We start from the raw sequence: 19,217 nt of genomic DNA, 5'->3' as shown, positions 1-19,217 counted from the left end.
TTTTTAATTTGAGCCACCGAGCGTTTTTCACGTTCTCTACTGCCCATCACTGAAAGATGCTTACGGTGGACCATGAGCAGAATTTTTCTCTGAGTATCACTTAATTTTTCATAGCCTTCAATTGGTTTCATGCCGCTCCCCCTCTCTGCAGGTCAATATATTTGTTAAACAACCGGCGGCCGGCAATAAGATTTTTCGGATCAGCCTGTCCGGACGCAAGAATGAGCTCTTCACTTGTCATAAGCTTTCCGGTCCGCTCAAAATGTGTTTTCAATGTTTCAAACACTTCACGCTTTGTCATGCTGCATCACCACCACTCGTATTTTCTTCCGCCGCAAGCCGTATTCGAGCTTCATCCAGACGCTTTTTAAAAGCCGCATCTTTTGCCTGCTGTTCTTTTTTGCTCAATGGCTTCCTGCCAGGCTGGGGCTGGAACATGTACATGCCCGAGCCCTGATATGTCACTTGGCGAACACTGTTACTACGTAAAATGATTGAATCCACTGTGTCTCCCCCTATTCCAGTAATGTGTCGAGCAAACTTTCGTTTTCATTCTTCGCGATTTTATGGCGAATCTTTTCTTCCGGCATGTGAACCGGGAATGTCATTTTTTCAATACGACTGCTGATCCGCCCTTGCGGATATTTATTGTCGAGCTCATCAATGCTGAGATTGCTGGTGAAAATCGTAATTTTTTGATGTTGCAGGCGGAAATCTAAAATCCTTGTAAAGGTTTCTTCAACCCAGTCGGTTACTTTCTCCACGCCGATATCGTCCAGGATCAGCACGTCCACTTTTTTCACAGAATCGATAATGTCCGAAGACTTAATGGTTGAATCATCCGAAAATGTTTTTTTGATTTCCCCAATCAAATCCGCTGTTGAAGAGTAGTAAATGCTGAGCGGATGCTCTCGTGAATCCTGTGTTTTCAGAAGGGCATTCAGAATACTGGCGGCCAGCCTCGTCTTTCCGCTTCCCTTGATGGAGCTGTACAAGTAAAGTCCTTTGCCTTGTTCTTTCATCAGCTCGAATTTTTTAACGAAATTGCCGGCAATTCTTTTTGCTTTGGCTGCACACTGTCGAGACTCTTCCTGTTCATAAATCGTGATATCAAATGACTGGATGGTTGTTTTCTTAAATTCATCCGGCATCTGCGCGGCTGAAAGCTTCCGTTCCAACGCCTTAATTTCACGGCACTTACACTTTTCCATGAACTCACGATTTTTTTCATGGTCCTTAATCCAGATAAGTCCCGTGCCATCACATTGCCGGTAAGGGCACTCTTCAGAAATCGAACTCAGTGTCTCGTATCGCCCCGAGAAGACCTCTTTCTCTTGCAATTCGTTCGAGTCTTTCAGCTTCTGCGCGAGTACTGGATTCTTCTGCTCCAGCCGCTGCAGGAAGGTTTCCATCAAGTCCATGAGATGCAACCCCTTTCTTGTTTTTCAGAATCATCAGCCCGCGGCGAGCTTCCGGTTCTTTTACGTTGCGTAAAATGCCCAGCGTGTATTGCTCACGTTTATCATCATGGTCGGTAATATGTTTTAAGAACGCGTAATGAATTTGGTTGACCGAATACTTTTTCAGCTTTTCGATAAAGTTAGCAAGCACTTTGGCCGATATACTGCAGCTTGATCGTGTCATCCGTATCACATCAAAGTAGGCAATTAAGACTTTTCGAGAAGCACCTGCTGGGAAAGCGTTGGTGAGCAAAGCGAAATCAACAAAGGTTCCGATGTCTTCGGTGGAGCTGAGATTCATTTTTTTTACGCCGGACTGATCGACGTACTGTTTTAAAGTTTTATTGATGTTTATATTGCTGTTACTAATGCTGTTTATAAATGCTGTTATAGTATGCGGATTCTCATGTGGATTCCCTTGTGGAATCTCATGCGGATTTCCTTGTGGATTTGCTTTTTCCAACCCCTCGTCATCCCTTTCGTAGCAAGGATTCGCCGGTTCGCTCCCTTGTGGATTCCCTTGCGGATTCTCATGTGGAATCCGTTGCGGATTTCCTTGTGGATTTTTCGGCTCTTTTTCGCCTTTTTCTTTTTGGTAAAACGTTAAATCTTGTAAATCTTTGTAGCGGACGATCGTCACCAGAACGCCCTTCTTTTGGGGCAGTGTTTCAGTTTGGATATAGCCTTCTTTTTTCAACTGCTTCAGTGCGCCTGATAAGATGTCCCTGGACCATCCTGTCTCCTTGGATAGTTCCGTTAAATTAATAATAGTCTGTCCGATCTTGCAACGTTCTGAAGCCGCATAATTAGCCCTGCTAACCAGCATCTGATAAATCATCTGGTCCCTTATATTTCGAAACTGTAATCGGGGCTGGATGACAAACCCCGATGCGTGTATCTCCTGTTGATCCACCCCCGACCACTCCTTTAAGCTTTCTTCTTCAGTACCGTCTGCTTACCTTCAATCCTTACGAGAACCATGTCCGGATGAATAGCTTTAAAATAGCCCTTCACCCGGCCGATATAGTCTTTCTTACTTGGCTTAAGTGTTGTTTTCGCCAATGCACGCACAATGTGCGGAATGTCGAATTTATATTCCATCAGTCAAATGGGATTTTGCTTTGCATAGAGTCAAAGTCAAAATCGTCAAAGTTCATGTCTTCAACAGAAGGTTTTTTCTGCTCTTTTTTTTCTTCCTGTTCTTTTGGTTCCTCTGGAAGAGGCTGTTCCGTCATTTCTGTATACTCAGCGTCGATTGGAGGTTCTTCTGACTTAATTTTTGGCGGCTGATGTAATTCAATAAAACGTTTCAATCCTGTCATTTGCTGAAGAGTTAATTCATCGATTGTTTTATCAAAATGCTTGCGGGCAAATGATTGTACATCATCAGATGTAAGTTCCTTACTTTTGGCAATCTCCACTAATTTATCGTGAACTTGTATTAACAAGTCTTCTTCACTGGCCGATTCATTTTCGTTGATAATGATCTCTTTACGCTGTGTCTCACGGGCGTTTTCCTGAACCGAATCCCTTACGCCATCGATGGTATGGTCATCTATATCAACGCCAAACTGAGCTTTCAGAGCGCGTTTCATGACATGCTTTTTAAACATGTCGTTGAAATTTGATTTCCAGAGTGGGTTGATACCGCGTTCCATGTGCTCAACTTCTGAACGGTCCATAAAAACGACTTGATCCGGCGCACCATTCCTTTTTGCAATAGCATAGGCCGCGACTGCTTTTCCTCTGATCGGCAACGAAATTTTATGCTTTGTGATTTTGAATTCGCCATTGATCAATTCAGCTTCAAAATTTTCAACTTCATTCTCACCAACTATTTCTGCTGAAGCAGTGATATAATCTGGATGCTTTCTGGCCAGATAATGAATGCCGTCCACGCTGATCTGAATATTCATTTTTCCTTTATAGGGAATGGCGTATATGTGATTCATAAATGGGTTTAAACCGGATGCTGCGCATGTCTGGATGTAAAGGTTAAACTGTGCGTCATTGATGCCCTGCGGTGTCAACGTCTGCTTTAATGTGGCGACCTCGCCGCGTGTGAGCGTGCCTGCGACAACCTCATTTGGATTTGATTTCTGAACAGCCTGCTGTTGTTCTGTTGTCATTAGGACGCAACCTCCTTGGCTTCTTCTTTGATTTCTACTTTCAAGTCACCAGCTTTTACCTTTGCTGTAATAAGCTGTCCTGCCGGTGCTGTGTATTTCAGAATCGATTCAGCATTATCAACGAATGTCGGCACAATCACACCTGATTGGCGGCTTAGAACTTCAACCATTTCAAGGCCGCATTTAATCTTTTCCGCTGTAGAAAGCTTGCTGTAGGGCTTGCCGTCCATTTCGATCTCAAAGGTTTCTTTCATTTCACCGTTTTTCAGCTGTTCGAATAACCGGACAGAAATAGTAGTAAAAAGGCTGTCTACTTTCTTCACCATTACCTCAGCCTGTTTGTTCCGAAAAACTTTAATACTGTCAATCAGCTCCTGTGATTCATTCCGTTCTTTCAGCACATTCGCTTTGTTTTCAGAAGCTAACCAAATCTCTGTTTCTAACCGGCCGATCCGAGCAGCTGCATCACGTTTTGCCATCAGTGGGTATATACGTTCATCCAATTCAGCACTTTTCTTGCGGGTATCGATCATTTCAACTTCTGGCAGTTCTTCAAGTTGTTCTTTCAATACGTTTAGTTCAGCTTGCAGCTGCTTCCCTCGCTCAACACCTTCAGAGAAGCGTTTTTTCATATCCTGTTTGACTGCATTGATCGCTTCTTCATTCAATCCTTGCCCGCAAGTACGGCAGTTTTCTTCAATCGGTTCTTTCTTTATAGATTCCAGTGCCTTCATTTGTTTCATGGCTTCTTCCCGTTTAAAATCGATCTGCGATAAAAGAGCATTTCTTTTTTGAATAGCAGCCGATGCTTTGTGATACTCTTCATCTAAGGAATCACGTTCTTTTGCTAGTGAATCAATCTCCGCTTTAATAGCGGTAAGATCAATCGATTCCTTGCCTTCCTGCTCTTTTTCAAGCTGTTCCTGCAGAGTAGCCAGGCGCTCATTTGCTTTTGTGTAATCCACATCCCGCTTCTTAAACCGGTCTTTATGAACCTTTTCCAGATCATCAAGTGAGTGCTTTTTCAAATGCTCTTGCAGGAGCTTCGCCTGTATTTCAGCCATTTCGGCAAATACTTCGCTGTTTAACGGTTCATCCACATATCGAAGCACCTGCGCCCGCTGCTCTTTCCAGTTTTGTGTGAAGAAGTAAATCGGGTTGAACATTGACAGAAACAAATCTTTGTCAAAAAGCGTTTCGACATATTCATTAAAGGCCGTTGCTTTTTCTGGCACCTCATTAATGAAGTACTTGGCTGTTTTGTTTTGTGCGCGGCCTAGCAAAACCTCTTTGCCCGCTACGAGAATTTTGAGTGTCACGGCCGTTTCAGCGTCCGGCTGATCAATCGGCTTGACTTCCAGTTTCGAACCCATTTGATCTGTTCCGTACAGCAGCCACGTTACCGCATCACCGATGCTGGACTTGCCAGCACCGTTCCGCCCGTAAATGTTTGTGATCGCGCCCATGTTGGATGAAAAATCAGCGTGATTCTTGAAATTTTTCATTTTAATATATTCAAAAGTGATTTCCACTTAAATCCACTCCCTTGATTCAGTTTTCATTGTGCTGTACAATGTTCGTAATAATATTTTTAAAACCACTGACTCCTGCTCTAACAGGAGTCTTTTCATGCCTTCGTAAACCGGACGCCCATTACTTCAATCAGATAATCTTCCAAGCTTTCCAAGCGCACGACTTCGTTATCTTCCGTGATGACAATCTCTTCGCCAGCAAAGTATTCATTTCCGAAATAATCCACGCCTTCTGGCTCTTCCCGCATTCCAACCGGAAAGCCTGTCCGCTCAATTTGTTCAATTATTGGATGATCCAAAATAGTTCCTCCTCTTAACCTAGTTTTTTCACTGCTTCATCCGGGATCTGCCGTGTCTGATCGGTAAAACGATGGATAAGTGTTAAACGGTCATCTTTCTTCTTTCCGACAAACCAGTTATTCGGATTCAATCCGTATGACAAGATCACAGCACGTTCGGCTCTTGTCGGCTTTTTACCGTGTTTCATGTCTCTCACTCCTTTTCTGATGGAAGGCGTCCATCCAAAGCCGCCGGAATGGAAAACAGGGGGAGAAAACCACTCCGATGGCTTTGGACGAGCACCGTAGTGCCCATCTTTGTTTTGTTTCAGGACTGTGTTATAATTTATTTACTTACTGCGATTCACCTGACGGCCGCTGTGCAAAGCGTGTCGTCATTTTTTATGGCGTTTTTCTGCCTTAACCTCACCGGTTGCCATGCCCCAGAAGTACGCCGCCGCCACTGCGATCAGACAAAACCCTATGATCTTGAACCAAAACATTTCGTTTCACCCTTTCTTCCTGAATCAATTCCAGTTCTCGCAAACTATTTAACAGATCAACCGTGCGACGTTTTGCATCTATTAAGTCACCGCTGATTAAGTGTTCTTCAATGCGATAAAGCAAGCTGTGCGCACATTTCTTCTCGTTCAATTCTGTATTCACGCTTCCACCCATCCTTTGGCTTTGATCCGGGTTAAGGTCTCGTCCCGCACCTGTTTCGGATTAATGAGATACGCTTCATGCAAGTGCCGGCGAAAGTTCGCCGCGGCCATTTCCATTTCATTGAGCTCCACGATCAGCTCTTTCACCCACTCTTTTTCAGCCTTACTTGCTGCGTCAGGTGGCCGGCACCAGTCAAACTCTCCGGATTCTGTGCGGATTTTGTTATAAACATCTGCGCACTCTTTTAATAGAAAGTGTTTAAAGGAAAGCCGGTGCTGATCAATGGCTGGTCCTCTTAACACTGGCGGTGTAAACCCACTGCTAAACTCAAAGATCAAGTCCATTACGAAGGCCGGACAGTCGCTAAACACGTTGATCGCCCTTTCGGCAATATCCTGCTGTAGCGGCCGCCGATCATTTTTCAAGTGACTCCCCATTTGAGGGGAGACCCCTATGTCGAATGCCAGTTGATTCACCGATAATCCTTCCTCTTTAATTAATCGCTCAAAGATTTTTCCTACATTTGCTGATTTCTTTATGTCCAAAGGAACCACTCCCATCTTTTGTATTTAATTGTGAATTTCTTCATACTTGATTTCTGTTTAAAATGAAATTACATTGCTACACCTTCTTGGCTTCTTATCCAAGAGTCAATAGCGGATTTCGTGAAGAAGATTTTGCTTCGTACTCGGAAATGAGGTATCTGTTTTTCTTTCACCATTGTGTAAATGGTGTCTGGATGAACCCTGAGATAATCAGCAACTTGTTTAACTGTCCATGTTTGATTTTCCATTGATTAGATCACCTCCTTAGCTGACTTCTTTTGTATTTTGTTCCTTTAAAGAACATTCATTTGCAAAAAAAAGCGTCCATTCAAATATGAGAACTGAAGCTATTTTTTTTGCTACTTCAACGCTTGGATTCTTTATCCCGAGTTCAATATTGGTGTAGAAGCTTCTTGAAATAGCAGCTTCCTTTGCAACATCATCATGCGTTTTATCAGCATCTTCCCGAAGTTTTTTTAACCAAAAACGTTGCATTTCCTACACCTCCTGTTCCTTTAAGTAACTTTATATTTTGATTATATGTTCCTAAAGGGAACTTGTCAATAAAAATGTTTCTTTTGAGAACAAATAAAGAAAGTTTCTTTAAGAAACATTATAATTACAGTAAATTCCTCAACGAGAGAGGACGATTATTTTGAAGATTTTTGCCGATAGACTAAAAAAATTGCGCGAATCAAGAAAAGAAACAAATCCGCATTTCACACAAGGTTACGTGGCTGAGATTTTAGGTGTTGCACGAACTACTTATACTGCTTATGAAAATGGTACAAAGCAGCCTCCAATGGAAACCGTAATTAAAATTGCAAATCTTTTTGACACATCTACTGACTATTTATTAGGAAGAAACGATTCGAAGAATTCTAATTCTTTGCCAGAACTTACTGAAAAAGATGAGCAAAACATCATGACAGACCTAGAAGCCATGATCAATAATCTTGAGAGCAAGAATGGCATGGCAAGTTTCGATGGACATACTGTCGATGAATTGGATGACGAAGATCGGGAGCTACTCATCGCTTCTCTTGAACAGTCCATGCGTCTTGCCAAAAGAATCGCAAAACAAAAATACACACCAAAGAAATATCGTAAAGAGCAGGAGTGAGCTGCTTATGCAAGTTAAAGAAGTCATTCAATCATTAACTCAGAAACACGGTACGAACGATCCGTTTGAAATTGCGGATCGCAACAATATCCTGCTTTCTTACGAACCTTTGGGTAAAATACTTGGCTATTACAATATGTATAAACGAGTAAAATTCATTCACATTAACCAAAATCTGAACGAAATTGGACAGCGGTTCGTATGTGCACATGAATTAGGTCATGCTGTGCTTCACCCAAAGGCAAATACACCTTTTTTAAAAAGAAATACTCTCTTTTCTGTTGAACGGATGGAAGTCGAAGCCAACACGTTCGCTGTTGAGCTACTTCTTCCAGACGAAAAAATAATTGAATATTCGGACTCGAACTATACTCTTTATCAAATTGGCGAAATGCATGGTATCCCTCGTGAGATCGTGACGCTGAAATCGATAGAGTCATTTTTTTAGCTATTGACTGGTACTTTTTGCGTGATATGTATGGATTATGTAAAGGAGGAAGTAAAGTGAGTTTATACAACACATTTAAAAAAATCGACCGCGCAAACAAAAAAGCTGTTCGTAATGCAGAGCGCCGTCGCCGAGAGTTAATTCGTATACAGAAAGAAAATCAGCGTCTTGCGGAATTAGAAGCTGCACAGTTAGAAGTCGAAATCTATGAAAATAGAATTGAAGTGCTTAAAAGTATTCATGTAGACAGCAGTGACCCTATTGACTGGCTTGAACTATCCAATGAAGCCCCTCCCTTCGAATCTGGAACACCTGGGCCTCATGAAAAAGAAGCCCTGAATATGCTCCAAACGTATAAACCTAGTTTAAGAGATAAACTTTTTGGGCGCGGAGATGCTCATAAGCTCCAACTTGAGCAAGATGTGTTAGAAGCAAAAAAAGAAGACCAAACACTATACAAATCATGGGAAGATCGCGTGACCTGGGCGAATCAGATTCTTTCGGGTAACACAGCTGTTTTTTTAGACGTGTTAGAAGAAATGAACCCTTTTGAAGATCTTTTTGAAATAGGCAGCTCCATCGATTTAAAAATATTAGATGCCAATATAATGGAAGCCACGGTATATGTTCAGTCTGAAGAAGTCATTCCACAGAAAACAAAGACTCTTACGACACACGGTAAGCTTTCAGAAAAGAATATGCCTAAAGGAGCTTATTACGAGCTTTATCAGGACTATGTATGCGGCGTTTGTTTGCGGGTAGCCAGAGAACTGTTCGCGCTTTTACCGATCAATACGGTTTATCTTCATGCAGTAGGCGATTTTTTAAATACATCAACAGGCCATAACGAAGAATCCGCTGTGCTGTCTGCCGTTATGGACAGAGAAACAATTGAATCTTTTAATTATTCCCTGCTTGATCCATCCGACGCCCTAACACACTTTAATCATATTATGAATTTCCAAAAAACAAAGGGCCTCCTGCCTGTAGAACCTATTCTAGCAATTTCAGAGGAAGGTGACTTATAAAATGCAATTTTTAATCGGTTGCTTGGGCCTTATTATCATTATTGCCCTTATTATTGCGATTGTTCAGTGGATTTTTGGAAATATTTTAGCTGTGATTGGCGTTTTGATAGTGATTTGGGGTGCATATGAATGGAACAAAAACAGAAATATGAGCGTGTCCTCAAAAGCGCCTGCTATTCTTATCATATTGGGCTTGTTCCTTACTATTGGCTGGTTTGCTATGAAGCCTGAACCTTCTCCTGAAGTAGCGGAAGAAGATACGTATGAGGAATTCCTGGATTCAAAACAAAATGAAGAAGCTGAAATAGTGCCAGTTACCTCTGACCCCAATGAAAGTGATGAAGAAACCGATACCGCATTTATAAAAGCAAAGGTCCTTTCCGTCACAGACGGAGATACGATCAAAGTTGATTTGAATGGCAAAGAAGAAACAGTCCGTCTCATATTAGTCGATACACCGGAAACAAAACATCCGCAGCTCGGCAAACAGCCACTCGGTGAAGAAGCATCCGCTTTTACGACAGAGCAGCTGAACGGCAAAGAAGTTGAGATCGAACCGGGCATTGAAGAACGTGACCGTTATGGCCGCCTCCTCGCTTACGTGTATGTTGGCGACAAAATGTTTAACAAAACGCTTATCGAAGAAGGTCTTGCCCGTGTTACCGTTTATCCGCCGAATACTGAATATTTGGAAGAACTTGAAGTTGCACAGGCAGCAGCCAAAGAAAAAGGCATCGGCATTTGGGAAGTTGAAAACTACGCCACTGATGATGGCTACGACTCTGCTGTTTATGAACCCGATCCAGAGCCGGAACCTGTAGCCGTTGAACCTGAACCGGAACCAGTCGTTGAAGAGCCTGCACCAGCTGCAACTGTGGAATCGTTTAAAAACTGCACGGCGCTCAGAGCAGTCTATCCGGACGGAGTTCCGGCCGGACATCCAGCATATGATTCAAAGCACGATCGAGATGGCGATGACTACGCTTGTGAGAATTAGCCAAGAGTTTAATGCGTGGAAGAAGCTGCTTGTTTAAATCATGTAAAAATCCTTATGTAACTACAATCCAAAGGAGGTTTTACTAATTAGAAAGGAAGATCCAACGTGACAGATTCGGAATATATTGAATCCCGGTTAGAAAATCAAATTAATTGGTATGATACCAAAAGTCAAAACTGCCAAAAAAACTATAAAAGAATAAAAATAATACAGTTAATTTCTTCAGCGCTGATCCCTTTTCTTGCCGGGATTGTTCCTGATTTTAAATGGTTAGTACACGCAATTGGTCTTTTAGGCATCCTCATTGCTGTTTTGGAAGGTATTAATTCCATTAATAAGTATCATGAAAACTGGATAGAGTACCGCAGTATTTGCGAAACGCTTAGGCGTGAAAAGCATATGTATTTAGGCAAAGCAGGAGTTTATTCCGAAAGTGGATCGTACGTTACTTTAATAGAAAGAGTAGAAACAATTATTTCAAAAGAAAACATCAACTGGGCTAACTTAAATCACAATGACAACAGGAGTGAAGAAAATGGCTAAAAAAGTTTTTGTAAGTTACAAAAGCAATACCGAAGATACTACGTATAAAAATTTACTTGTTGCCTGGTCGAAATCAGATAAAGAGCATTTTGATTTGAAATTCAATGACACTTCAGTAGGTGTTTCTATCAATTCCGCAAATGCTGCTTATATTAAATCAGTTATCAAGGCCCGCATTAAGGATAGTAAAGTTTTTTTGATGATCATTGGAAAAAACACTCATAAAAGTGAATGGTGTAGCTGGGAAATTGAAAAAGCAGTAGAGCTGAATAAGAAGATCGTAGCTGTAAAAATAGACTCTGATTATACTACCCCGTCCGGACTTTATGGTATAGGAACAAAGTTTGTGGGAAGTTTTAAATACGAATCAATAAAAAAAGCAATTGACGATTAATCAATTGCTTTGTAAGTTTCTTCAAATATGTCGGGTTTAACCGGATATTGTTCACCTTTTATTCCGGTGACAATCCAGTCTCCTTTTTCAGCTTTCATAGTACCTTCTAGTGTCTCGATAAACATTACTTTATCGGTACGAAATGCAGAGATAACGACTTGCTTTTTTACAAATTTTTGCGGCTTCACTCTGTCACTCCCTTTCTTTCCAGGTCTAAAAGCCATGCTATAAACGTTTTATTTTGGGTTATCTTGCTTAAGAGTGTAACAAAATTCCCTTTGAATAACAAAAAAAGAAATTTCTCACCAACCTGTCTCTTTTTGAGACAGGTTTTTTCTTTTACAATAAAACAGAACATATATTCTAATAATTGGTTTTTGGCATAGGGTTCAGACGTACTTAAAATACAATTTGTATTACGCAACGTTCAATACGGACATGAAATATCAATGAAAGTATGTGGAACGGAATTGAATCATACACAAGAAGCCCTAATCATTAAAATAAAGGAGTGACGACAATGGCAAGTATTGAAAAACGCGGCGGCAATTCCTTTCGTCTGGTCGTGGAAGCCGGATACGATAATCACGGAAAAAGAAAAAAACGTTCAAAAACCATTCGTGTTGATCCTGACCTATTAAAAAAAACGCGGAAATTAAATGATTTTCTCAATGCTGAACTGTACAAATTTAAAACAGAGGTAGAATCGGGCGAATATATTGCTCCCGAAAAATTAACTATCGCGGCATTTTCTGAAGAATGGGAAAAGAAGTATGCGAAAAAAGAACTCGGAGAACAAACACTTGATACTTATCGGTCATATCTAAAGAATCACATTCTACCTGCCTTTGGCCATATGCGCCTTGACCAAGTGAAACCCATTCATGTAGTCAATTTTCTGGATGGATTGAAACGGGCTGACGGGGATGATAAGGGCCTTTCAATCTCTACTAATGAATATATCTATCGTGTCCTACGGAATGTTTTTCAACGAGCTGAAGACTGGAAAATACTCAAAGAAAATCCAGTTGCGTCTGTGAAACGTCCAAAAGACCGTTCAAAGAAAAAAGTAGTAGTATATGATGAAAAAGAAATCGCAGTTCTTTTCGCAGCAGCTCAAGGCGAGCCGATATATTGGCGGGTATTTATCACATTGGCTCTAGCTGCTGGATTGCGAAGAGGCGAACTTCTTGGTTTAGAATGGAAACACATCGATTTTGATAAAAGCACCCTTCATATTGAGCAAGTCATCAGCCGCGGTGAAAAAGGGCGTCCAGTTTTAAAAGAGCCGAAATCTGAAACATCCAAACGTTTAATTTCTCTTCCCTCATCTGTTCTACTGGAATTAAAAAGATACCAGTTACACTGGCGGAAAGAGAAAATGAAAATGGGTGAATTGTGGATTGAGACAGAGCACGAATATGTTTTTTGCAACGAGAACGGCAAACACTTTTATCCTACTACACCAACGACCTGGTGGAAACGATTTACGACCCGCGCAGACGTGCGTTATATTCGCCTGCACGATCTTCGACACACGTCCGCTACCCTGCTAATCAATCAGGGCGTTCATGCAAAGATTATTTCCGAACGGCTTGGGCATGCTGATATTCGCATCACAATGGATACGTATGGCCATGCTTTACGTTCAGCTGATCAAGAAGCTGCGGATAAATTAAATGATCTTTTTTCACCTAAAAAAGATAGCATTTAAAGGTTTCGTCCCCAATTCGTCCCCAAAGCCAAATTTACATTAAAAAAAGACCACCTCCGAAGAAGTGGTCTTTTCCATTGAAACCCTCGCCCCATAAGGGTTTTAAAGGGTTTATGTTTTATGATTCCTACTGGGTTCGAACCAGCGACCTCTACCCTGTCAAGGTAGCGCTCTCCCAGCTGAGCTAAGGAATCTCTTTACTGACAAGTTCTATTATATGAAAATGCCAGTGGGGTGTCAATGCTTTTTATTTTATTTTCCGCCACATTAAATAGATGACGACGAGAAAGATGATAGTCATGATCAGAGCGGTCACCATGCCGATGTGGATGGCATTCGTTCCGGTGAGCGGTGACTGGTTTCGCATGGAGACGAAGATGCCGGCCATGACGATGCTGAAGGCGAGCATCATGACGCTCAGGACGATCATGGAGGCCATCCGCTCGATCCGTTTCATAATGTTTTCGTCGGCGGTGATGTGCATTTTCAGTTTCGGCTGGCCGCCTTCCCATTCGTTCAATGTTTCGTTGAGGATTCCTGGGAGTTTGCCTGCCGCCATTTTCATGAGCCGGATGAATGAGCGGGATTCACGCATAATTTCTTTCGGATGAATGCGGCCCATCAGCACCTCGTGTGCCATATCACGCACCATGCCGGAAAGACTGGAGCCGGGATCAAGCGCGATGACGGTTTGTTCGACTTTTAAAAAAGCCTGGCCGACTTGCACGAAGTCTTTCGGGATGCTGATGTGGTGGCTGCCGGCGACGGTGAACAGCTCCTGCAGCATGGCGCCCATTTTGACATCTGCGAGTTCGACGTCCATGTAGCCGGCCATCCAGCGGCTGATGTCCCGCTGCAAAACGCGGCGGTCCACCGGCTTTCGCGAGCCCATTTCCAGCACAAGCATCGAGAGCGCGGCGGCATCCCGGTCAGCGAGGGCGAATAAGCAATCGGACAGTAAATGCTTCATATCATCCGATAATCTTCCCGTGTTGCCAAAGTCGATAAGTCCGAGCCGGCCGTCTTGTAACAGCAGCAAGTTGCCCGGATGCGGATCGGCATGAAAAATGCCATCGATAAATACTTGACGCAGCACGGTCTCCGATAATGCCCGGGCGAGCTGCTGTCTCTCTTCCTTTTCGATACCGGCAATCATGTCTCCCCGCAGCGGCTGGCCGTTTACATATTCCATGACGAGCATCCGCTCGGTTGTCCATTCCGGATAAATTTCCGGCACGTAAATGCGTTTCTCTTTCATCGCTTCCCGTACGCCCGCTGCTTCTAACGCTTCCATCCGATAGTTCATTTCCCGTCCTAACGCCGTCGCAAAATCATCAATCACCGCTTTTAAACTGAACTGGCGGGCAAGCTCTGAATTTCGCTCCGCAAGGCTGGCGAGCTGACGCAGGATTGACACGTCATTGCGGATGACCGGTTCGATGCCCGGGCGGCGGATTTTAATGGCAACTTCGGTTCCGTCCTTTAATGCGGCCCGGTGCACCTGCCCGATCGACGCAGCGCCGAGCGGCATTTCTTCCATATACATGAGCCACTCATCCAGCGGCTGTCCGGCTTCCGCTTCGACAATTTTTTGGATTTCTTCAAACGGCATGGCCGGCGCACTGTTTTGAAGTTTCGCAAGCGGACCGGTCCATGAAGGCGGCAGAAGGTCGGTCCGAGTTGACAAAAACTGGCCGAGTTTCATAAATGTCGGTCCGAGTTCTTCCAGCGCCCGCCGCAGCTGCTCTCCTTTTACATTCTGCTCTTTCACTCCCCGTCTCGTGAACGGAATTTTTTCTGCTAATCCAAGGTCTTTTATGTATCCCGCAAAGCCGTGCTTCGCAAACACCGCCACAATTTCCGGTGCGCGCCGCAGCGTCCCGATTCGTCCCACATCGTCACCTTCTTCGTTTCGTTCGTTTTTTCCATCATATCATATACGCGTTATTCTCTGCTCAAAAAAGAACTTTTGTTCGCAACGCCGATTATTTATTTGGAATACTTTATGTATACAGAACCATAATAAGGTTGTTATTCATCACAAGGAGGTTTAAACATGGCATTGGTACCGTATGATCCATTTAGACAATTGGCGAATTTAAGAAAGGATTTTGACCGTATTTTTTTCGATTTCCCTTCAGCGTTTGGCATGGAACAAAATTGGGGCGGCATCCGCGTTGATATTCATGAAACGGAAAATGAAGTCGTGGCGACTTGCGATCTTCCCGGACTTGATAAGAAAGAAGATGTCGATATTTCAATCGACCAGAATACGCTGCGCATTAGTGGTTCGATGAATCGAACGACCGAAACGAAAGAAGAACATATGCATCGAAAAGAACGTTTCGCCGGCCGTTTCCATCGTTCTGTATCCCTGCCAAGCCCGGTGTCCAATGAAGGGGTAAAGGCAACGTATAAAAATGGGGTGCTGGAAGTGAAAATGCCGAAAGTAACAAAGGATGATGGAAAGAAAATCGATGTGGAATTTCATTAATGTGAAGAAACGAAAACACCGTCCGAAATATCGAACGGTGTTTTCTACTCTTATCCTGGTCATTCTCTCCTTGAAAAAGAACTTTTGTTCGCTCATAATAAAAACGAGGGGTGAGAACAAACGTTTCGATTTTTACAAACATATATGACAGCAAGAGAACCTGTAACGATTATTTATATGGGGAAAAATGAAAATATGACCGAGCGGACCGTTCTCGTGAAATACGTCAGTCCGGGGATGATCCGCGCCTTTTGTTTAAATCGGCAGAAAATGCGGACTTTTCGCGTGGACCGCATTCTCGCTGCCGTTCCCGCCCGAAAATGACATTCGTATGGTAAAATTAGTTGACTTTTTTTCGGGAGGCTTGCTTTATGAAACGCGGGACAATACAGGATGATATCATCCATTCAAAAGAGCTCGGTGAAGAGATTCCGATTTTAATTTATGTACCGGCTGATTTTTCACCGATGTTTACGTATTCTTTTCTTATTTGCCAGGACGGCAAAGATTATTTTCAAATGGGTCGTTTGCCGCGCGTCGCGGATGAGCTGTTAGAACAGGAAGAAATCGAAAACATGATTATCGTCGGCGTCCCATACAATAATAAAAACGACCGTCGGGAAAAATACCATCCAGACGGTGCAAAGCAAAAAGCTTATATTCGCTTTTTGGCGCATGAAGTCGTTCCCTATTTGGATGAGAAGTTTCCCGGACACAATGTCTCTTTTGGGCGGGCGCTTGCCGGTGATTCGCTTGCGGCGACGGTTTCACTTATGGCGGCACTTGAGTATCCGAACCTGTTTGGGAAAGTGTTAATGCATTCTCCATACGTTGACAGCACCGTCTTGAATGCGGTGGATACAGCGGATGATACGCATCATCTGTCGTTATATCATGTCATCGGAACCGGTGAAACAGAAGTGAAAATGACCAATGGTGAAACTGCCGACTTTTTAACGCCAAACCGGGCGCTTCATTCGCTGCTTCTTACGAAAAAATTTGATTATTTTTATGACGAGTTTGATGGCGGACATGTGTGGACGTACTGGCAGCCGGATATGAAGCGGGCTCTGTCAATGATGTTTGAGTGAAAGAAGCTATCATGCGGCTTTTTGCGTCAACTTTGATATACTAGTGTAGAAACGTTATTTTTAGGGAGAGTGAACGAAATGAAATACGGTGTTGTTATTTTTCCATCAAAACCTTTGCAGGATAAAGTAAACGGTTACCGGAAGCGCTATGACCCGCATTATGCCCTCGTTTCACCGCATATTACATTGAAGAGTCCTTTTGATGCAGGTGACGATGATGTCAAAACCATCGCAGAAAAACTGCGCAAGATAGCGGCCGTTCATCAGCCGTTTTCCTATCATGTCAGCAAAGTCAAATCGTTTGAACCGGTGAACAATGTCATTTATTTCAAAGTCGATCCGAATGATACACTGACGTCCCTTTATGACATGATGCACACAGACGATCTTCCGGGCGAGGAGCCGTATGCATTCATTCCACACATTACGATCGGACAGCAGCTGTCTGATGATGAGCATTCGGACGTGTACGGGTCATTGAAAATGGAATCGGTTAATCTGACGGAAATCGCAGACCGCTTTCACTTGCTTTATCAGCTGGAGAATGGTTCGTGGACGGTGTATGAAACATTTTTACTTGGAAAGGATGCATGATGGTTGAAAGCAGTAATGATAACAGATGTAAAACAGCGGGAGGACGCGTTTTCCGTTCGGACAACGGTTTTTGTCGATGAACAGAATGTCCCTCCCGCGCTTGAAATTGATGAATTAGAAGAGGAAGCCGTGCATTTCGTATTGTACGATGACAACATGGATCCATGCGGGGCCGGCCGTTTTCGTACGGTCGGCGAATATGGGAAAGTAGAGCGCATTTGCGTGTTAAAAGAAGCGCGCGGCAATGGGGCCGGAAATTTGATTATGGATGCGATTGAACAGCACGCGGCTACCATTTCCGGGCTGACCGCTTTAAAGCTGGACGCGCAGGTGCACGCCATCCCTTTTTATGAAAAACGCGGTTATCAAGTCATTTCCGGGGAATTTTTAGATGCCGGCATCGTCCATAAAACGATGACGAAACCGTTATGAAAACCAAAAAAGCTTATTCCCGCTTATAGGTGAATAAGCTTTTTTCATATGTTCGTCCATCTTAGGACTTCTTGCATTAAGCCAGTTTATCTATTTCAATACCTTTTCCGCTAATTTGAGCAAGATGTACACGAAAAGCTTCATGTTCATTTTCCCGTTTTTTCCGCCGTTCCTCCAGACTCATTTCCGGCTCGGAGCGATTCTGTAAAATTTTATCAAAAGTGACTTTCGCAGCGGGATCGATGTATGAATAGCCACTGCTCATTTCATTGAATACCCGCTCTCTGTAGTCCATATATTGATATTGCGGGATCGGCAGCACGTAGCCCAATTCAATTCCTCCTTCCGCACTCATTCTCTTATTATTTCTTTATCCATTCTATGCTTATCCCAAACGCAATATACGTAATTCAAGACATTATGCCTGTTCTATTTAAAAAAAGAGCGGCTTTTCAGCCACTCTTGCCTTAGGATTATTTGAGCATCTTTGTAATGGCATCGATATCCAGCTTACGGCCATCTTTTAAGATGGTGTTAACGAGTTCATCTTCCACCTGCTTCGGTACTTTTTTTCCTGCAAGTGCTGCCGTCTGCGCGATGACAGAACGGACCGTCCGCTCATCGCGAAAATCTGCGTATTGAAGGGAATCGACAAGCGCAAACACGTCGCTCATGCGCACGCCTGTTTTTTTCTCAATTTTCCCGAAAAATTTGTTGTCCATCGCTGCTCCTCCTTATGCTGATCAATCAATAATAAAAGCTTGCGCCAACGATGATGAGCAAAATAAATAGAACAACGATCAGGACAAATGTGCTTGAACCGCCATATCCGCCATATCCGCCATATCCGCCATATCCGCCGTAATAGCCCATTCTCATTTCCCCCTTTCTGGATTCTCTTTAGTATCATATGGAGAAACAGAAAAAAGGGATGGGCCCGCTCACCCTTTTGGCTTAAAAAGTAATGCGCCGATAAAGCCAAAAACGATGGCAGCGGATATACCAGAGCTTGTTACTTCAAACATGCCGGTTAAAACACCGACAATACCGTGCTTTTCAGCTTCCTGCATGGCACCGGCAACAAGTGAGTTCCCAAAGCTTGTAATCGGAATCGTCGCCCCCGCTCCGGCAAAATCAATCAATGGTTCATATAAATCAAATCCTGCCAATACAGCACCTGCTGTCACAAGCGCTGATAATGTATGGCCCGGTGTTAATTTGCCGACATCCATCATGAGCTGTCCAATTACACAAATAAGACCGCCAATCAAAAATGCCCAGAAAAACATTGCGATCATCCGTCTCTTCCTTTCTTTTTAAAAAAGTGATTTAATGAGCGCCACAATAAACGCGGAAAAAACACCGAATAATATAACCGATCCGGCCAGTTTAAACATATTGCCTCCGACTCCGAGTACAAATCCTTCTGTCCGGTGTTCGATCGCCGCTGAAATAACGGCGTTCCCGAACCCGGTTACCGGGACCGCACTGCCCGCGCCCGCAAACTGTCCAAGTCTGTCATATATGCCGAATCCGGTTAACAGCATAGACAGAAAGACCATAAAAGCGACCGTTGGATTGCCGACCGTCTGCTCGGTAAAATCAAAAAAGAAGATAAAAAAATAGGAGACCGCCTGACCGATCACACAAATGAGTCCGCCTGTCCAGAAAGCACGTATGCAGTTTTGCAGCACCGGTCTTTTCGCCTCATATTTGGAGGCGAGCTTTTTATACCGATCCGGATCCACT

Annotated in this window: 30 protein-coding genes, 1 tRNA gene and 1 pseudogene; 12 read left to right on the top strand and 20 right to left on the bottom strand. The window is 43.2% G+C overall.

Translation table 11 applies throughout. The features are described from left to right. Window positions 1–127: 127 nt before the first annotated feature. The 12 genes from BTO30_RS17335 to BTO30_RS02730 form a co-directional block, all read right to left on the bottom strand. A complete protein-coding gene (locus BTO30_RS17335; RefSeq protein WP_169829345.1) occupies window positions 128–301 on the bottom strand; it encodes a hypothetical protein in 174 nt (57 codons plus the stop codon). Then, window positions 298–504, bottom strand: coding sequence for a hypothetical protein (locus tag BTO30_RS02775; protein WP_075397191.1), 207 nt, complete (start codon window positions 502–504; stop codon window positions 298–300). The genes BTO30_RS17335 and BTO30_RS02775 overlap by 4 nt, the downstream gene beginning before the upstream one ends. 11 nt (window positions 505–515) lie before the next feature. Continuing rightward, a complete protein-coding gene (locus BTO30_RS02770) occupies window positions 516–1,211 on the bottom strand; it encodes an ATP-binding protein (RefSeq protein ID WP_245796309.1) in 696 nt (231 codons plus the stop codon). 73 nt (window positions 1,212–1,284) lie between these two features. Further along, window positions 1,285–2,373 carry a proline-rich domain-containing protein gene (locus BTO30_RS17570; RefSeq protein ID WP_075397190.1) on the bottom strand — a complete coding sequence of 363 codons (1,089 nt, stop codon included), beginning with the start codon at window positions 2,371–2,373 and terminating at the stop codon, window positions 1,285–1,287. A 187-nt stretch (window positions 2,374–2,560) separates the two neighbouring features. Continuing rightward, the gene (locus BTO30_RS02760) at window positions 2,561–3,589 is read right to left on the bottom strand and encodes a RecT family recombinase (RefSeq protein ID WP_075397189.1); all 1,029 of its coding nucleotides are present in this window, start codon (window positions 3,587–3,589) and stop codon (window positions 2,561–2,563) included. After that, window positions 3,589–5,121 carry an AAA family ATPase gene (locus BTO30_RS02755; RefSeq protein ID WP_075397188.1) on the bottom strand — a complete coding sequence of 511 codons (1,533 nt, stop codon included), beginning with the start codon at window positions 5,119–5,121 and terminating at the stop codon, window positions 3,589–3,591. Before BTO30_RS02755 ends, BTO30_RS02760 begins: the two co-directional genes overlap by 1 nt. Window positions 5,122–5,216: 95 nt before the next feature. Beyond that, window positions 5,217–5,420 (bottom strand): YqaI family protein, encoded by a 204-nt coding sequence (locus BTO30_RS02750; RefSeq protein ID WP_075397187.1) that lies wholly within the window; start codon window positions 5,418–5,420, stop codon window positions 5,217–5,219. A 14-nt stretch (window positions 5,421–5,434) separates the two neighbouring features. After that, window positions 5,435–5,608: a DUF6906 family protein gene (locus BTO30_RS17330; protein ID WP_169829344.1), complete on the bottom strand. Its 174-nt coding sequence runs from the start codon at window positions 5,606–5,608 to the stop codon at window positions 5,435–5,437. 217 nt (window positions 5,609–5,825) lie between these two features. Further along, window positions 5,826–6,065, bottom strand: a complete 240-nt coding sequence (locus BTO30_RS02745; protein ID WP_075397186.1) for a hypothetical protein — start codon at window positions 6,063–6,065, stop codon at window positions 5,826–5,828. Continuing rightward, a complete protein-coding gene (locus BTO30_RS02740; protein WP_075397185.1) occupies window positions 6,062–6,610 on the bottom strand; it encodes a helix-turn-helix domain-containing protein in 549 nt (182 codons plus the stop codon). Before BTO30_RS02740 ends, BTO30_RS02745 begins: the two co-directional genes overlap by 4 nt. Before the next feature lie 68 nt (window positions 6,611–6,678). Beyond that, window positions 6,679–6,858, bottom strand: coding sequence for a helix-turn-helix domain-containing protein (locus tag BTO30_RS02735; protein WP_075397184.1), 180 nt, complete (start codon window positions 6,856–6,858; stop codon window positions 6,679–6,681). Between the two features lie 16 nt (window positions 6,859–6,874). Then, a complete protein-coding gene (locus tag BTO30_RS02730) occupies window positions 6,875–7,105 on the bottom strand; it encodes a helix-turn-helix transcriptional regulator (RefSeq protein ID WP_075397183.1) in 231 nt (76 codons plus the stop codon). A 160-nt stretch (window positions 7,106–7,265) separates the two neighbouring features. Here BTO30_RS02730 and BTO30_RS02725 point away from each other — a divergent pair, with 160 nt between their 5' ends. From BTO30_RS02725 to BTO30_RS02700, 6 genes are all read left to right on the top strand, one after another. After that, complete coding sequence (locus BTO30_RS02725) at window positions 7,266–7,733, top strand: helix-turn-helix domain-containing protein (RefSeq protein WP_075397182.1); 468 nt, start codon at window positions 7,266–7,268, stop codon at window positions 7,731–7,733. A gap of 7 nt (window positions 7,734–7,740) precedes the next feature. Next, entirely contained in the window at window positions 7,741–8,181 is a 441-nt protein-coding gene (locus BTO30_RS02720) for an ImmA/IrrE family metallo-endopeptidase (protein ID WP_075397181.1), read from the top strand. A 56-nt stretch (window positions 8,182–8,237) separates the two neighbouring features. After that, a complete protein-coding gene (locus BTO30_RS02715; RefSeq protein WP_083632262.1) occupies window positions 8,238–9,209 on the top strand; it encodes a hypothetical protein in 972 nt (323 codons plus the stop codon). A 1-nt stretch (window position 9,210) separates the two neighbouring features. Then, window positions 9,211–10,206: a thermonuclease family protein gene (locus BTO30_RS02710; protein WP_075397180.1), complete on the top strand. Its 996-nt coding sequence runs from the start codon at window positions 9,211–9,213 to the stop codon at window positions 10,204–10,206. A gap of 105 nt (window positions 10,207–10,311) precedes the next feature. Then, entirely contained in the window at window positions 10,312–10,749 is a 438-nt protein-coding gene (locus BTO30_RS02705) for a DUF4231 domain-containing protein (protein WP_075397179.1), read from the top strand. Next, window positions 10,742–11,143 carry a TIR domain-containing protein gene (locus BTO30_RS02700; RefSeq protein ID WP_075397178.1) on the top strand — a complete coding sequence of 134 codons (402 nt, stop codon included), beginning with the start codon at window positions 10,742–10,744 and terminating at the stop codon, window positions 11,141–11,143. Before BTO30_RS02705 ends, BTO30_RS02700 begins: the two co-directional genes overlap by 8 nt. On the opposite strand, the gene BTO30_RS02695 is transcribed toward BTO30_RS02700, so the two are convergent. Beyond that, entirely contained in the window at window positions 11,140–11,331 is a 192-nt protein-coding gene (locus BTO30_RS02695) for a hypothetical protein (RefSeq protein WP_211272811.1), read from the bottom strand. The two genes, BTO30_RS02700 and BTO30_RS02695, sit on opposite strands and share 4 nt — an antisense overlap. A 332-nt stretch (window positions 11,332–11,663) precedes the next feature. Here BTO30_RS02695 and BTO30_RS02690 point away from each other — a divergent pair, with 332 nt between their 5' ends. Beyond that, complete coding sequence (locus BTO30_RS02690; RefSeq protein ID WP_075397176.1) at window positions 11,664–12,857, top strand: tyrosine-type recombinase/integrase; 1,194 nt, start codon at window positions 11,664–11,666, stop codon at window positions 12,855–12,857. Between the two features lie 121 nt (window positions 12,858–12,978). On the opposite strand, the gene BTO30_RS02685 is transcribed toward BTO30_RS02690, so the two are convergent. Together BTO30_RS02685 and BTO30_RS02680 are read right to left on the bottom strand one after the other, a co-directional pair. Next, window positions 12,979–13,051, bottom strand: a tRNA-Val gene (locus BTO30_RS02685). Window positions 13,052–13,104: 53 nt separating this feature from the next. Further along, window positions 13,105–14,751, bottom strand: coding sequence for an ABC1 kinase family protein (locus tag BTO30_RS02680; protein ID WP_075397175.1), 1,647 nt, complete (start codon window positions 14,749–14,751; stop codon window positions 13,105–13,107). A 162-nt stretch (window positions 14,752–14,913) separates the two neighbouring features. Here BTO30_RS02680 and BTO30_RS02675 point away from each other — a divergent pair, with 162 nt between their 5' ends. The 5 genes and pseudogenes from BTO30_RS02675 to BTO30_RS02655 all read left to right on the top strand — a co-directional run bounded on the left by BTO30_RS02675 (window position 14,914) and on the right by BTO30_RS02655 (window position 17,468). Then, window positions 14,914–15,351, top strand: coding sequence for an Hsp20/alpha crystallin family protein (locus tag BTO30_RS02675; RefSeq protein WP_075397174.1), 438 nt, complete (start codon window positions 14,914–14,916; stop codon window positions 15,349–15,351). Between the two features lie 132 nt (window positions 15,352–15,483). Then, a pseudogene (locus tag BTO30_RS18090) lies at window positions 15,484–15,675 on the top strand (WYL domain-containing protein); the annotation flags it as partial. A 47-nt stretch (window positions 15,676–15,722) separates the two neighbouring features. After that, window positions 15,723–16,442, top strand: coding sequence for an alpha/beta hydrolase (locus BTO30_RS02665; RefSeq protein ID WP_075397172.1), 720 nt, complete (start codon window positions 15,723–15,725; stop codon window positions 16,440–16,442). A gap of 78 nt (window positions 16,443–16,520) precedes the next feature. Further along, window positions 16,521–17,036 carry a YjcG family protein gene (locus BTO30_RS02660; protein WP_075397171.1) on the top strand — a complete coding sequence of 172 codons (516 nt, stop codon included), beginning with the start codon at window positions 16,521–16,523 and terminating at the stop codon, window positions 17,034–17,036. 3 nt (window positions 17,037–17,039) lie between these two features. After that, complete coding sequence (locus BTO30_RS02655) at window positions 17,040–17,468, top strand: GNAT family N-acetyltransferase (RefSeq protein ID WP_075397170.1); 429 nt, start codon at window positions 17,040–17,042, stop codon at window positions 17,466–17,468. A 76-nt stretch (window positions 17,469–17,544) separates the two neighbouring features. Here BTO30_RS02655 and BTO30_RS02650 read toward each other — a convergent pair whose 3' ends face one another. From BTO30_RS02650 to spoVAC, 5 genes are all read right to left on the bottom strand, one after another. Then, on the bottom strand, window positions 17,545–17,799 hold the full coding sequence (locus BTO30_RS02650; protein ID WP_075397169.1) for a hypothetical protein: 255 nt from the start codon (window positions 17,797–17,799) through the stop codon (window positions 17,545–17,547). A gap of 142 nt (window positions 17,800–17,941) precedes the next feature. After that, a complete protein-coding gene (locus tag BTO30_RS02645; protein ID WP_075397168.1) occupies window positions 17,942–18,190 on the bottom strand; it encodes a stage VI sporulation protein F in 249 nt (82 codons plus the stop codon). A 25-nt stretch (window positions 18,191–18,215) separates the two neighbouring features. Then, complete coding sequence (locus tag BTO30_RS02640; RefSeq protein WP_169829343.1) at window positions 18,216–18,341, bottom strand: YjcZ family sporulation protein; 126 nt, start codon at window positions 18,339–18,341, stop codon at window positions 18,216–18,218. A 68-nt stretch (window positions 18,342–18,409) separates the two neighbouring features. Continuing rightward, window positions 18,410–18,766 carry a stage V sporulation protein AE gene (gene spoVAE / locus BTO30_RS02635; protein ID WP_075397166.1) on the bottom strand — a complete coding sequence of 119 codons (357 nt, stop codon included), beginning with the start codon at window positions 18,764–18,766 and terminating at the stop codon, window positions 18,410–18,412. Window positions 18,767–18,784: 18 nt separating this feature from the next. Further along, window positions 18,785–19,216, bottom strand: a complete 432-nt coding sequence (spoVAC, locus tag BTO30_RS02630) for a stage V sporulation protein AC (protein WP_075397165.1) — start codon at window positions 19,214–19,216, stop codon at window positions 18,785–18,787. Window position 19,217: the final 1 nt, after the last annotated feature.

This window comes from Domibacillus antri (assembly GCF_001936625.1).
GTDB lineage: Bacteria > Bacillota > Bacilli > Bacillales > Domibacillaceae > Domibacillus > Domibacillus antri.
This window is presented reverse-complemented; position numbering and strand designations above follow the sequence as displayed.

What these genes read in the sequence shown, in the direction of transcription:
- BTO30_RS02735 (WP_075397184.1), bottom strand. Translation starts at nt 6,858, where the DNA reads ATGGAAAATCAAACATGGACAGTTAAACAAGTTGCTGATTATCTCAGG.
- BTO30_RS17335 (WP_169829345.1), bottom strand. Translation starts at nt 301, where the DNA reads ATGACAAAGCGTGAAGTGTTTGAAACATTGAAAACACATTTTGAGCGG.
- BTO30_RS02700 (WP_075397178.1), top strand. Translation starts at nt 10,742, where the DNA reads ATGGCTAAAAAAGTTTTTGTAAGTTACAAAAGCAATACCGAAGATACT.
- BTO30_RS02720 (WP_075397181.1), top strand. Translation starts at nt 7,741, where the DNA reads ATGCAAGTTAAAGAAGTCATTCAATCATTAACTCAGAAACACGGTACG.
- BTO30_RS02640 (WP_169829343.1), bottom strand. Translation starts at nt 18,341, where the DNA reads ATGGGCTATTACGGCGGATATGGCGGATATGGCGGATATGGCGGATAT.
- spoVAE (WP_075397166.1), bottom strand. Translation starts at nt 18,766, where the DNA reads ATGATCGCAATGTTTTTCTGGGCATTTTTGATTGGCGGTCTTATTTGT.
- BTO30_RS02660 (WP_075397171.1), top strand. Translation starts at nt 16,521, where the DNA reads ATGAAATACGGTGTTGTTATTTTTCCATCAAAACCTTTGCAGGATAAA.
- BTO30_RS02665 (WP_075397172.1), top strand. Translation starts at nt 15,723, where the DNA reads ATGAAACGCGGGACAATACAGGATGATATCATCCATTCAAAAGAGCTC.
- BTO30_RS02675 (WP_075397174.1), top strand. Translation starts at nt 14,914, where the DNA reads ATGGCATTGGTACCGTATGATCCATTTAGACAATTGGCGAATTTAAGA.
- BTO30_RS02710 (WP_075397180.1), top strand. Translation starts at nt 9,211, where the DNA reads ATGCAATTTTTAATCGGTTGCTTGGGCCTTATTATCATTATTGCCCTT.
- BTO30_RS17330 (WP_169829344.1), bottom strand. Translation starts at nt 5,608, where the DNA reads ATGAAACACGGTAAAAAGCCGACAAGAGCCGAACGTGCTGTGATCTTG.
- BTO30_RS02645 (WP_075397168.1), bottom strand. Translation starts at nt 18,190, where the DNA reads ATGGACAACAAATTTTTCGGGAAAATTGAGAAAAAAACAGGCGTGCGC.
- BTO30_RS02760 (WP_075397189.1), bottom strand. Translation starts at nt 3,589, where the DNA reads ATGACAACAGAACAACAGCAGGCTGTTCAGAAATCAAATCCAAATGAG.
- BTO30_RS02730 (WP_075397183.1), bottom strand. Translation starts at nt 7,105, where the DNA reads ATGCAACGTTTTTGGTTAAAAAAACTTCGGGAAGATGCTGATAAAACG.
- BTO30_RS02690 (WP_075397176.1), top strand. Translation starts at nt 11,664, where the DNA reads ATGGCAAGTATTGAAAAACGCGGCGGCAATTCCTTTCGTCTGGTCGTG.
- BTO30_RS02770 (WP_245796309.1), bottom strand. Translation starts at nt 1,211, where the DNA reads ATGGAAAAGTGTAAGTGCCGTGAAATTAAGGCGTTGGAACGGAAGCTT.